13 protein-coding genes are annotated in these 12,132 nt (G+C 50.4%); 3 read left to right on the top strand and 10 right to left on the bottom strand.

From position 1 onward, the window contains the following. Nucleotides 1–29 precede the first annotated feature (29 nt). Entirely contained in the window at nt 30–650 is a 621-nt protein-coding gene (gene fklB / locus ACQKDS_RS01710; protein WP_399664280.1) for an FKBP-type peptidyl-prolyl cis-trans isomerase, read from the bottom strand. A 266-nt stretch (nt 651–916) separates the two neighbouring features. Between fklB and ACQKDS_RS01715 the strand changes: the two genes are divergently transcribed. Continuing rightward, nucleotides 917–1,600: an OapA family protein gene (locus ACQKDS_RS01715; protein ID WP_399664277.1), complete on the top strand. Its 684-nt coding sequence runs from the start codon at nt 917–919 to the stop codon at nt 1,598–1,600. Here ACQKDS_RS01715 and ACQKDS_RS01720 read toward each other — a convergent pair. The 5 genes from ACQKDS_RS01720 to rpsF form a co-directional block, all read right to left on the bottom strand. Then, nucleotides 1,597–1,956: a DUF488 domain-containing protein gene (locus ACQKDS_RS01720; protein WP_399664274.1), complete on the bottom strand. Its 360-nt coding sequence runs from the start codon at nt 1,954–1,956 to the stop codon at nt 1,597–1,599. The two genes, ACQKDS_RS01715 and ACQKDS_RS01720, sit on opposite strands and share 4 nt — an antisense overlap. A gap of 111 nt (nt 1,957–2,067) precedes the next feature. After that, nucleotides 2,068–2,520, bottom strand: coding sequence for a 50S ribosomal protein L9 (gene rplI, locus ACQKDS_RS01725; RefSeq protein ID WP_399664271.1), 453 nt, complete (start codon nt 2,518–2,520; stop codon nt 2,068–2,070). A 39-nt stretch (nt 2,521–2,559) separates the two neighbouring features. Beyond that, entirely contained in the window at nt 2,560–2,787 is a 228-nt protein-coding gene (rpsR, locus tag ACQKDS_RS01730) for a 30S ribosomal protein S18 (protein WP_000135199.1), read from the bottom strand. Between the two features lie 4 nt (nt 2,788–2,791). Beyond that, nucleotides 2,792–3,109, bottom strand: a complete 318-nt coding sequence (gene priB, locus ACQKDS_RS01735; protein WP_399664268.1) for a primosomal replication protein N — start codon at nt 3,107–3,109, stop codon at nt 2,792–2,794. A gap of 8 nt (nt 3,110–3,117) precedes the next feature. Next, complete coding sequence (gene rpsF, locus ACQKDS_RS01740) at nt 3,118–3,516, bottom strand: 30S ribosomal protein S6 (RefSeq protein ID WP_399664265.1); 399 nt, start codon at nt 3,514–3,516, stop codon at nt 3,118–3,120. A 451-nt stretch (nt 3,517–3,967) separates the two neighbouring features. Here rpsF and ACQKDS_RS01745 point away from each other — a divergent pair, with 451 nt between their 5' ends. Further along, on the top strand, nt 3,968–4,234 hold the full coding sequence (locus ACQKDS_RS01745) for a DUF1471 domain-containing protein (RefSeq protein WP_399665125.1): 267 nt from the start codon (nt 3,968–3,970) through the stop codon (nt 4,232–4,234). Nucleotides 4,235–4,506: 272 nt separating this feature from the next. Further along, complete coding sequence (gene bsmA, locus ACQKDS_RS01750; protein ID WP_399664262.1) at nt 4,507–4,818, top strand: biofilm peroxide resistance protein BsmA; 312 nt, start codon at nt 4,507–4,509, stop codon at nt 4,816–4,818. On the opposite strand, the gene ACQKDS_RS01755 is transcribed toward bsmA, so the two are convergent. From ACQKDS_RS01755 to rlmB, 4 genes are all read right to left on the bottom strand, one after another. Beyond that, nucleotides 4,815–6,491, bottom strand: coding sequence for a ShlB/FhaC/HecB family hemolysin secretion/activation protein (locus ACQKDS_RS01755; protein ID WP_399664259.1), 1,677 nt, complete (start codon nt 6,489–6,491; stop codon nt 4,815–4,817). The two genes, bsmA and ACQKDS_RS01755, sit on opposite strands and share 4 nt — an antisense overlap. Nucleotides 6,492–6,595: 104 nt before the next feature. Next, nucleotides 6,596–9,172 carry a filamentous hemagglutinin N-terminal domain-containing protein gene (locus tag ACQKDS_RS01760; protein WP_399664256.1) on the bottom strand — a complete coding sequence of 859 codons (2,577 nt, stop codon included), beginning with the start codon at nt 9,170–9,172 and terminating at the stop codon, nt 6,596–6,598. A 259-nt stretch (nt 9,173–9,431) separates the two neighbouring features. Next, nucleotides 9,432–11,060 (bottom strand): isovaleryl-CoA dehydrogenase, encoded by a 1,629-nt coding sequence (locus ACQKDS_RS01765; protein ID WP_399664254.1) that lies wholly within the window; start codon nt 11,058–11,060, stop codon nt 9,432–9,434. Nucleotides 11,061–11,342: 282 nt separating this feature from the next. Next, entirely contained in the window at nt 11,343–12,074 is a 732-nt protein-coding gene (rlmB, locus tag ACQKDS_RS01770) for a 23S rRNA (guanosine(2251)-2'-O)-methyltransferase RlmB (RefSeq protein WP_399664251.1), read from the bottom strand. Nucleotides 12,075–12,132: the final 58 nt, after the last annotated feature.

Below are 12,132 nucleotides of genomic sequence, written 5' to 3' on the forward strand. Positions count from 1 at the left end.
TGGGGCGCCCTGAATGAAATCCGTTTCAGTTACAAAATTTCCAACAGTTCAACCTCAAACACCAGGGCGCTAAACGGTGGAATAGCGGCACCAGCGCCGCGCTCACCGTAGGCCAATTGATGTGGGATGTACAACTGCCATTTTGAACCTACCGGCATCAAAGTCAGTGCTTCAATCCATCCTGGGATTACGCCGCTAACAGGGAACTCCGCCGGTTGGCCACGTTCTACTGAGCTATCGAACACGTCACCGTTAATCAGGCGGCCGGTATAATGCACACGCACGCGATCCTGACGAGATGGGATCGGGCCATTACCCTGCTCCAGCACAGAGAATTGCAGACCAGACTCGGTCAGCGTAACGTCATCACGCTTGGCGTTTTCTTCCAGGAACTGCTGGCCTTCAACGGCCATTGCCTGCTGACGCTCACGGCGTACACCATCCGCACGTTCGTGAATTTCACGCAGTGCACGGTGCACAACATCCACGGGAACCGCCGGGGCATTCCCTTCCAGCGCGTCACGCAAGCCCGCCAGCAAAGCTTCCGGTTGTAAACCTTCCAGACCGGACTCTTGCAATTGCTGGCCGACCTGTAAACCAATCCCGTAACTTGCTTGCGCTTCAACGCTGTCAAAAGAAGGGGTTGTCATGGGGGTTTTCCTTAAGTCTGTAAAAGTCGAAAGCGCAGCATAACAGTGCCAGAATGCCGGGTAAAATCTTGTGTCGAGAATGATGACTTTTGTCGTGGAAAAAGAAACAATGGCGATCGGTTAATCCCCATTGCTACCCGCGGCGGCTAAAAACACCGCTGCCTTTCACATCAAACAGTTACCGAGCTATACTGGGATCAGGTTATCGGTTCAGCGGTACACCATCAGTACCACGGCATTTTTACGCAGTTTGAAGAGAGGTCACCATGGGCAGAATCGCGCCCAGGAAAAGGAAAACCACCGGCGTCTATCAACCGTTATTACGCATTTGGCGGGATCTGAACCAGCGGCTCAACTCCAGCGTTACCCCGCTGACGCATGAGCAGACGGATTCGGAGCAACCAACAAAGCACGGAAAAAGACAAGGAATCAAAGTATTACTGTTGAAAATCTGGCATTTTCCGGACGGTCTTCACTGGCTGGAACCCTTACCTTATTTTCACCGCCGCGGGGTCATAATATCCGGCGCTATCATGTTACTGGCACTGCTGTGGCCCTATTCACCAGCAAACGATACCTCATCGTCTACGCAGGCTAACGGCCAAAGCACCCCATTACCGCTCCAGGCCGAATGGCCAAGCGAACGCACTAACGGCAGCGAAGCAGCATCGGAAGCGCCCCGGTCGAACCAGTGGCTGCGCTATCAGATTCAGCCAGGCCAAACCTTGGCACAGCTGTTTCGTGACAACAATCTGCCGGTGAATGAGGTATTTGCCATGGCGCAGGTAGAAGGCAACGATAAGCCGTTGAGTAATTTAAAAGCCGGGCAGGAAGTGCGGATAGAACGGGATGCCAACGGCGTGATTACGGCACTTTCTGTCACCGCTGCCGATAATAGCCAAGCAACGTTTCGCCGGCAGGCCGATGGCCGCTACCAACGCCAACGCTAATCCTCCAATTGCTGATAAAGGAAATCGCGCAGTACAACGCCTTGGTTGTGCTGTGTGTCCTTGCTCGCATACAGCAAAGTCAGTTCCCCACCCTGGCGCAATAACGCCACCAGCGGTTGCCAGGCGCTATTTTCAGCCAATTGTTGACGGTAGCGTGTAACAAACTCGTCCCAACGCTCACTGTGCTGATGAAACCACTGCCGCAATGCGTTATCCGGTGCAACATCCTTTAACCACTCCACCCCCGCAAGACGCTGCTTACTGACGCCACGTGGCCATAACCTATCGATAAGAAAACAGTGCTGTGCCGCCGGACCATTGAAATCATACACGCGCTGTAACGCGATTTGAGCCATATCCTTTCCTCCCTCAATCGTTTCTTATTACAAAATAGCGCGATTTATGCTGAGGCAGAAAAGCAAAACGCCAGCACAAGGCTGGCGTTTTAACCGGGTAAACAGACGCGATTACGCTTCTGCTACCACAACTACATTCAGCTTAGCGAATACGTCGCTGTGTACCTGGAAGTGCACTTCGTGCTCACCGGTGGTACGCAGAACGCCATTCGGCATGCGAACTTCGCTCTTAGCAACGTCAACACCTGCCGCAGTAACTGCGTCAGCGATGTCACGAGTGCCGATAGAGCCAAACAGTTTACCTTCTTCGCCTGATTTAGACGCGATGGTCACTGAAGCCAGTTCGTTGATCTTGGTTGCGCGAGCTTCAGCAGCTGCCAGAACGTCAGCCAGTTTGGCTTCCAGTTCAGCACGACGTGCTTCGAAGAACTCTACGTTTTTCTTGGTAGCAGGAACAGCTTTGCCCTGTGGTACCAGGAAGTTACGAGCATAGCCCGCTTTAACGTTAACTTGATCACCCAGGCTGCCCAGGTTTGCTACTTTATCAAGCAGAATAACTTGCATTACCTTATCCTCTCAAAGTCGTTAATGGACAGTGGCCGATTACTGATGACGATCAGTGTACGGCAACAAAGACAGGTAGCGCGCGCGCTTGATAGCACGGGCGAGCTGGCGCTGATATTTTGCACGAGTACCGGTGATACGGCTCGGGACAATTTTACCACTTTCAGTGATGTAGTTTTTCAGCGTAGCGATGTCTTTATAGTCAATCTCTTGAACGCCTTCCGCGGTGAAACGGCAGAACTTGCGACGACGGAAATAACGTGCCATTTGGCTAGTCTCCAGAATCTATCAATTCAATCTGCTCGGCATGCAGTACCAATTTGTTCAGCCCGTTGCGCCCTTGATGGCAACTCACGAAGCCTTGCACGGTAATCTGACTGCCGACCGTTAATCTTTGAGTTAGTGCTTGTGACTGTTGTCCACTGACAACCACGGGCATACGGCACCATGCTTGTCTGCTGAATCCGGCTTCTACCTGTGTCGATCTGTGCTCAAGCACAAATTGACAGTGGGGGATCCCGGAAGGACTCACTTTTCGAACCGGCGGCTTGCACACGATGCCAGCCAACACCAGACGATTAGCCGTCACGGCGGCAATTACTCTTCAGAATCCCCAGCATCAGCATCATCTGCGGTTTCGTTAGCGAAATCTTCGCGGCGATCGCCACGACGTTCGTCTTTCGCTTTAACCATTGGAGATGCTTCTGTTACCGCGTGCTTAACGCGCATAACCATGCTACGGATAACGGCGTCGTTGAAGCGGAAGTTAGTTTCCAGCTCATCGATCGCTTCCTGCGGAGCTTCAACGTTCAGCAGAACGTAGTGAGCTTTGTGCAGTTTGTTGATCGGGTAAGCCAGTTGACGGCGGCCCCAGTCTTCCAGACGGTGAATCTGACCTTCAGCGTTAGTGATGGTAGCACTGTAACGCTCGATCATGCCCGGAACCTGTTCGCTTTGGTCAGGATGGACCATAAAAACGATTTCGTAATGACGCATCGAATTGCTCCTTACGGATTATTCAGCCTCCTGTCAGGGTCAACCGCGGCCCATGGAAGCAAGGAACGTGTTTGTGTGCGGCTGAAAAATGACGCGTAATCATACTGGCGCAAGGGGGGAAACTCAAGGACCGCACGGGATTTATTCGCGGTTATGGGGTTACGAGATAAAAAGAGCACGATTTGCTATCAGAAAAACCTATGGATACAGATCCAATAGTTTTGAGAATCCTTCAATGAAATCATCACGCCAGCCTAAATATCTTTCATTTTTTTTGAAAGATAACATCAAACAGCACGACTTTTTAATCCAGCCAAACGGACTAAAATTAATCATATCCGCCGTAAACAGCCGGTGAAATGATTTTAAAGGTTATTCAAGCCAGGCAAATAACTTTTTCCTTTACAGAAACAGGCCACCGGGCCGATGGGAAAAAGTGAGAGAGGTAATGATGAAACGCATACTTATTGCTACCGCCGTAGCATTCCTGTTTTCTGCCAGCACTTTCGCCGCCGAAGAGATTACCACACGTCAAGCAGAGCAACGCCAAAGCATCGGCTTCGTGACGCTGAACCACAATGTCGTCTCACCCGATGATGCTTCCTCCCAAATAAACCACATTGCCGAACAACGGGGTGCCAGCGCCTACCGCATTATTGCCCTGCACCAGCCGGGCAGCACCGCGTCGATCCACGTTAGCGCCGAACTGTATCGCTAAACGCAAAGCACAACACCAGGGAAAGAAGCCGCGCTCAGAAGCGGTAGTTTATTAAAATCTACGCCCCCGGCTTGCTCGGGGGCTTTTTCACAAAAAGCGCTGGAAAAAATGTACGGTAGCCGCCAGCCAGCAACGCGAGCAAGAAAAACACCGCCAACAAAGGTGCAATTTGAAATATAACGGGTATAGAACAACAAAAAACACGCTAAACGCGAGTAGATTATGCTTAGGTATGACACTGCTAATATTCAACTGACAATAGCGAGCCCTTAATGAGAATTGTTCGCCCTGCCGCCATACTCCTGTTACTCAGCCTACAATCTGGTTGCAGCCTGTTCACCACAACGCCGAAAGCGCCTCCGCCACCGATCGCCGGGCAAGCGCAAGAGATTAGCCGAGCTCAAACTGCCGGGCTAGAAAAACTTATCACCATTAGTGCACTGGCCTATGGCAGCCCAATGAATGTAGAAGAAGAGATTCGAAAGAAGGCCACCGCCAGCGGCGCACGCTATTACATGATCATTATGAATAGTGAAACGATTGTGCCGGGACGGTGGTATTCAAACGCTATTTTATACCGTTAAAACTGCCATTGAACGGTAAAGCCAGCATTGAGAGAACTGGTGTGAAAATTCTCCGGCTTGCTCAACGGCGTTCCGACAAACGCATCATAACCTAACCCCCACTTCGCACCGCGTAGACCGATCACGCTCCCCGCCATCCTCTTACCGGACCAAGTTTCGCTCCCGCCACCGCTGACTTGTCCATAATCCATACCTAGATAAACCTGGCTGTTCCAACGCGGTAGATTAAGATTGAGATCGTTACGCAAATAGAACCCACGATCGGCCATCAGGTTATATTCACCATCAAATCCACGCACTGTCCAACGGTTACCCATGCTGAACTTATCCTGCGTACTCAGCCGATCGGGGGAGTATTGTTGGCGAAAACGCGCCTGATAGCTCATCGACTGGTTAAGCAGGTTGAATGGCATCACCGCGTTAACATCCAACGTAATAGCGCGCGCCAAGGCATCATTGCTGCCGAACCTTTCAGCCACTGAGGATTCTGCCCCCAACCACTTCACGTTTCGTTGCCACGACAGTGTGGCATCCAGCACGTTATCGCCGAAATAATGTCGGTGATTTAGCCCGAGCATCACGGTTGTCGTATCCCGCTCCTGAATTAAAATCTCGGTTTCGTTGAGATAATAATGGGAATCCCGTTTTAATAGCTGAACGTTAAAGGTTGTTTTCTGCTTGGCGCCGCGGGAAAGAATACGATTCAACCGCGCACTCATGGTTCGCGTTTTCCCTAAATAGTGGAAATCGCTCCAGGTGCCGGGAATACTTTGCAGCGTTTCATTCTTACCGGCATAAAGATCGAGCGACCAATAACCATATGGCACCGAATAGTAGATTGAGGCATTTTTCGCATGGTGACTGTTTTTCGCATGCAGGTTACGCCCAAGCGAAATATAAAACTGGTCGTTAAGCGCGGCGGGATTATCCAAATACAACGCGACGCCGGTTTGATAACGGCCACTGAACTTGCTGCCAGAATCGTCCAGCCACCCACCGACACGCCAAAAACTTGGCATCTGCCGATCGATTAACACGTCCGTTTCACCGTCATGTGCTCCTGGTACGAGTTGGATCGTCGCACTAACGCCTGGTATACGCTGTAAGTTTTCCAACCCCTGCTCGATAGCACGCAAATCGAGAATTTCACCTCTAGCTACGGGGAAAGCTGAATCTAAGCTAACACGGCTGTTGCTGTCGGGCGTCAATGCCAGTTTACCGACGGTACCCGGCACAATTGTCAACGTCAGAGTACCACTGCGCAAATCTTGGCGCGGCGTCAACACGCGGGTAGTAATATATCCTTGATCAATTAATCGATTTTGTAACGCCGTAACTAACGCTTTAATACCATTGATGCCAAGACACCGCCCTTCTCCCTGAATTGCCAGCGCGTTAAGCTTCAACTTCCGTGGTAACCGCCCCGTATTATCCAGAACCACCTGTTGTATCGGTAAACAGGCCTCTTCTTCAGGGAAGATCACGGTGTTGCCATCTGCCGCGCCAGAAGTAGCGCGAACTTCCTTACCTGCGGGCGCCAATTGCTGATAACGCGCTTTTTCCTGCTCTTGCTGGTGTGTAACTTGTTGATCTAAACGCTGAGAACTGTCGGTCACTGCCGCCTGAAGCGGCAATGCGATAAACAACAGCGTTAAACTGATACGGCGATGCACGTAATCATTTCCTTATGAAAAACTATTTTCGATAGAAGTGCGTAAATAAAGAGAAAACAACAGGTGTTCCTGAAAGAACACCTGTTGATGACTTGCCGCAGTAATTATTTCTCGCTAACTGTGCCGTTAACAGTACCGATATTGATATAGTTGTCGGTAATATTCAGCCTTACCCCTTCCTTGCCGGTAATAACTGCACTGCGCTGGTTATAGAGATTTTGTGAAGTGATGCTGGTCACTTTTTCAGAAAGCAATTTTCCGTAGTTGTCCAGTGACGCTTGCGCATTAATATTCAAGCCTTCAACGCCTTGGATAGCCCCGGTATTGGTAAATGCAGACTTAAGGGTGAGAGTGCTAACACCATTGGCGCTAATAATACCGCTATTGTTGTTCAGTGAACTGGTGCTCAACGCCAAATCTTTCATTGCCGCAATCGTGGCGAAGCTATTATCCACACTGTCTGCCGTCATCGTCACGTTGCCAGTCGTTGAGGCAACCAAACCATTGCTGTTATATAAACGACTGCTGGTGATGGTGAGGTCTTTCTTGCTAATAATGCCGCCATCAGCATCGGGTTGCTCAATATGTTGCCCCATTTCACTGGCAAAATTCGCGCTGTCACGATTATAAATAGTGCCGGCTTTCACATCAGCAGTGAATTCTGCAAACACCAGCCCGGCGTCATTTTTCAGCGTTTCCGCTTCCAGGTTTAGCGTTCGTCCGCCCACTACCCCCGTGTTGTTATTCAGCGAGTTAGCATACACCGATGTTGTTCCCTTACTGGCGATCACCCCATGCGTATTATTGATGTCGGCGATACGCACTTCACCGCCTTTAGTCAAAGTGATACCACCCGCTCTGTTATCTAGGCTGTTGGAGTGAATAATAGCCTTGCCCTCTCCCTCTATACGACCATCACGGTTATACATTGCCCCGGTATTATTTACGTTAATGTCACCTGATGAAGATATCTGCCCTGCGTTATTATCCAGCCTCGCAGTCGTCAACGTGGTGCTGGTTCCGCTGAAAATACCTTTGCCGTTAGCCCGGCCACTGTTAGTCAGCGTTTTACCATTGGTATCCACCTTCAGCACTTTAGCCGACTGCAATATACCGTTGGCGTTATTAATTTCTCCGCTGTTAATATCCAATAGGTTACCGGCTTCAACTAGGCCACCACTATTATTCAGCTTAATTTGGTTGGTATTCAGCGTGAAATCAGCCCCTGCGCTCATTTTACCGCTGCTACTGTTATTCAACGCTCCGTAGGTTGACAGGTTGATATTACGCTGCGCCGCAATTTCGCCATTACGATTATCGTAAGCGCCGGCCACCGTCATGTTGAGATCGGAAAGCGCGGTGCCGTATGCGTAAATTTGGCCATTACGGTTATCCAACGCACCGCTGTTGATGGTGGCTTTTCCGCTGGTGGCTATCGCCCCTCCGATATTATTTAACAACCCGGTTTTCAGTGTGATGCCATAACCGCTAAAGATACCCGCACCGTTAACACGCCCGGTATTGATCAAGGTCTGTCCATTGGTATCAATAGTAGTTAATAACCCGGCCTGCACTAATCCATTGGTATTGTTCATTTGCCCACTATTGACATTGACTGAACCGCTAGACGCAAGGGTACCGCTGGTATTATTGAACAACGCATTGTTCGAATTTATGTTAATGCCGCTCCCCGCACGGATTGCACCATGCATATTGTTCAAACTCCCAACGGTGACTAAATTGGCATTACGCGCAGCAGTCAACTCACCGTCAACGTTGTCCAATACTCCATTAACACCTATCGCCAAATCTGACACATTGGCGCCAATAGTGCCGAAATTACGGACGCCAGCTCCCTTTTCGGTACTAACTAAGGTGATCTTACCGGCATACATCCCGCCCAATGCAGCCACATCCAGCCCGATGCCAGGAACCCCGGATATCACATCTAACTGAGTCAAATGCTCCGTGTCGGCACTTACCTTATTGCGGCCAACAATCACTTTCAGATCGTTTGCTCTGAGATCGGCGTTCACATTAATAAACCGGGCAATCAGTTCTGTGTAATTGGTATCACCGCTGATCAGGCCATCGCCATTAATGACAATATTACCTTTTTCAACGCGGTAGCCCTGTAAAGTACCACCACTAAACTCTGGCCGGCCGGTCACTAACGTCGCACGATTAGCATTGATGAATCCACATCCACTACAGGAAATACCCGCAGGGTTAGCGATAATAACCTGTGCTTTATCGCCACCGACCTCAATCATTCCTCTTAAGATACTGGCGTTATTTGAGTTGACTTCATTAAGAATGACGGATGCCGTTCCCCCACTTAAATTCTTATTCCCCGCAATATTACCGGCCAACTGACTATTAATTTCACTCGCACTGTTATTTAATACCACGCCATTTTTATCAACATCAAAACGATTAAAAATATTGTGAGAAACACCGTCTTTCCCCGCGGCATTGATATCCACTATCGTTGCACCGTTACCGCCTACGCTGATCCCTGGATGAGAGGCTTGCCCTGCGCCTGCGATAACCGCCGCCTGAGCGACAGATACGCAGCCAAACGCTAATAGACCAGCAAAATAGAGCGGGGACAGTGTAGCGCGTAAAGCACGACTACGTTTTTTTTCGACAGCATTGGAAACATCAATAGCATTGATCATTAAATTAATTCCTTTTATTTAGGCGAGGGAATAGCACAATAATATATAACATATAATCATCATGCTCATGACCTAAATATAAAATGATAATTTAAAAATCCGTATTATCTTATTTTTTTGCAAGAATATTCTTACCTCTAACCTTCTCCATCCAGGCCAACAATTAACCGACCACCTACTTTTAAAAACAAAATAAAAAGACAAATTCACAAAAAAAATAATAAACACACTAACAATTAAATAAAATATATATTCCGAGTCAATCTCCGATGGCTCGGCTCAACAATACATTACAAACCGACTCAGAAAGGACATGATCACCACGATTATCCAGACATAGGTAGCACCAGGCATCAGCTATCGCAGGGCTGGCATATTGCAACAGTTGCGCGGCACTCGATAGATCAAACAATTGCTGCGTCAGTAGCCGCCCCATTTCCTCACGCGGCTTTTGCATACGCCGTTGCAACTGACGCCATGCGCGATCGAACAAGCGATTCTGCCCGCGTACCGGTGTAGACAACTGTTCTAAAAACGCCAGCACCCCCGGCAACTTATTTAGACTACGCAATATATCAAGACACATAACATTGCCCGAGCCTTCCCAAATACTGTTTACCGGCATTTCCCGGTATAAACGCGGCAGTTCGCTGTCTTCGCAATAACCTATACCGCCCAACACTTCCATCGCTTCTGCGATGAACGGCGCGCCCTGATGGCAAATGCTGTACTTTGCAGCAGGCGTCAACAACCGAGCATAGAGCTGTTCAAATGGCACATTTGGGTTCTCCCAAGCACGCGCCAAGCGAAACAGCAACGCAGTATGCCCTTCTAAGCGCAATGCCATACGCGCTAAAACCTGCCGCATCATCGGCTGTTGAATCAGAGATTTACCAAACACCTGTCGCCGATGCGAGTGATACAGCGCCACCGATAACCCGCGCCGCATCAGACCATGACTGCCCAGCGCACAGTCAAAGCGCGTGCGCCCCCCCATTTTGAGGATTTGCCTAACGCCCTCGCCCTCTTCACCAATCAGCCAGGCGCTGGCATCCAAAAACTCCGCTTCACTGCTGGCATTAGCGCGGTTGCCCAGTTTGTCTTTCAACCTTTCTAACCGCACCGCATTACGCGTACCATCGGGCAAAACACGTGGCAGAAAGAAGCACGATAAACCGCCTGCCGTTTGCGCTAACACCAAGTGCGCATCACTTTGTGGCACGGAGAAAAACCATTTGTGCCCCACTAACCGATACATCTCGCCATTTCCACGTCCAGCCTGCGGTGTCGCCGTCGTGGTGTTACTCAAAACGTCTGAACCACCTTGTTTTTCAGTCATTCCCATGCCGATCAATAACCCGTGCTTTTGTGCACCGGGTAACACATGTGTATCGTAACGATCGGAAAGTAAGGGCGGTAGCCAATCCTGAAACACCGTCGGCAAGCTATGCTGCAGCAGGGGGATGGCACCATAGGTCATGGTAATCGGGCAAAGCGTACCCGCCTCAACTTGCGCATGCAGCATAAAACGCGCCGCGCGCGCGACCACCGCACCAATGCGTGCATCCTCTTCCCACGGTAGATTATGCACACGGTTAGCCACCAAACCTTGCATCAGGCTATGCCAGGCGGGATGAAAACGAACGTCATCCAATCGCTGACCGGTCGTATCGTAACGCAATAACTCCGGCGGATGGACATTAGCCAATCTACCAAGTTCCAGCGACTCTACTGTACCGAGTTGTTGCCCCAACGACGCCAATAAGTCGGCATCCCAACCGGCGAGCTCGCGGTTGACCGCCTCGCGCAACGGAGTATCGGAAAGAAAGAGATTACTGTTACCCAGTGGTTTTGGCTGATTAAACACCGTATGCGTATTCCAGACCATAGACCTACTCTCATTAACGTTTCAGGAATGAGTATGGTCGATTCTGTGATTTCTGCCGCGCAGAGGGTAACAAGATGGCCGATAGATGAAGAGAGAAAAGGCTCGGGGAACCCGAGTTTTCAGACTGCGGACAAAGCCTATTATTAGGGAAAGCGGGGCTGTGGGGTCGTAGTGACGTAAGCCACCGGAGCGCCCTCGCTACGCTTAGGCCCGGGTATCTCGGGCCTTCAGGCAACTTCGCTATCAAGCCCAAGGCTCAGGGAATCCCGAGCCTTGGCAGAATTAGCTGCGCTGGCGCACCGCCTCAAACAAACAGATACCGGTGGCAACCGAGACATTAAGCGAGGAAACGCTACCGGCCATCGGGATGCTGATCAATTCGTCGCAGTGCTCACGGGTCAAGCGACGCATGCCTTCGCCTTCCGCACCCATTACCAGCGCCATCGGCCCGGTCATTTTACTTTGATACAGGGTGTGATCGGCTTCCCCTGCGGTTCCGACGACCCAAACGTTCGACTCCTGCAATAAACGCAGCGTACGCGCCAGATTGGTAACACGGATAAGCGGTACGTTCTCAGCAGCACCACAGGCCACTTTCTTCGCTGTGGCATTCAGCTGTGCGGAACGGTCACGCGGTACAATGACCGCATGCACCCCAGCCGCATCGGCACTGCGCAGGCAGGCACCAAGGTTATGTGGATCGGTCACGCCGTCCAATACCAGCAGGAAAGGGGTATCGATGCTTTCCAGCAGGCCAGGCAGATCATTTTCCTGGTACTGGCGCCCCTCTCGCACCCGGGCAATGATCCCCTGATGCACCGCACCTTCGGCTTTTTCGTCCAACCACTGGCGGTTAGCTACCTGGATCACAATACCGGTCGCTTCCAATTCAGCAATCACGGGTTGAAGACGACGATCGTCGCGGCCTTTAAGAATAAACACTTCCAAGAAGCGTTGCGGGTCACGTTCTAACAAGGCTTTGACGGCGTGGATACCGTAAATAATTTCGCTCATGATACTCTTTTTACTGTACGGCCGACATGAGCCGGCCGGGGAATGATAATGCGCGACA

The organism is Serratia sp. NPDC078593, assembly GCF_050268245.1.
GTDB lineage: Bacteria > Pseudomonadota > Gammaproteobacteria > Enterobacterales > Enterobacteriaceae > JBNNGK01.

Bases quoted from the DNA above. Each gene is read 5' to 3' on its own strand.
- fklB (WP_399664280.1), bottom strand. From the start codon at position 650: ATGACAACCCCTTCTTTTGACAGCGTTGAAGCGCAAGCAAGTTACGGG.
- ACQKDS_RS01715 (WP_399664277.1), top strand. From the start codon at position 917: ATGGGCAGAATCGCGCCCAGGAAAAGGAAAACCACCGGCGTCTATCAA.
- ACQKDS_RS01720 (WP_399664274.1), bottom strand. From the start codon at position 1,956: ATGGCTCAAATCGCGTTACAGCGCGTGTATGATTTCAATGGTCCGGCG.
- rplI (WP_399664271.1), bottom strand. From the start codon at position 2,520: ATGCAAGTTATTCTGCTTGATAAAGTAGCAAACCTGGGCAGCCTGGGT.
- rpsR (WP_000135199.1), bottom strand. From the start codon at position 2,787: ATGGCACGTTATTTCCGTCGTCGCAAGTTCTGCCGTTTCACCGCGGAA.
- rpsF (WP_399664265.1), bottom strand. From the start codon at position 3,516: ATGCGTCATTACGAAATCGTTTTTATGGTCCATCCTGACCAAAGCGAA.
- ACQKDS_RS01745 (WP_399665125.1), top strand. From the start codon at position 3,968: ATGAAACGCATACTTATTGCTACCGCCGTAGCATTCCTGTTTTCTGCC.
- bsmA (WP_399664262.1), top strand. From the start codon at position 4,507: ATGAGAATTGTTCGCCCTGCCGCCATACTCCTGTTACTCAGCCTACAA.
- ACQKDS_RS01760 (WP_399664256.1), bottom strand. From the start codon at position 9,172: ATGATCAATGCTATTGATGTTTCCAATGCTGTCGAAAAAAAACGTAGT.
- ACQKDS_RS01765 (WP_399664254.1), bottom strand. From the start codon at position 11,060: ATGGTCTGGAATACGCATACGGTGTTTAATCAGCCAAAACCACTGGGT.
- rlmB (WP_399664251.1), bottom strand. From the start codon at position 12,074: ATGAGCGAAATTATTTACGGTATCCACGCCGTCAAAGCCTTGTTAGAA.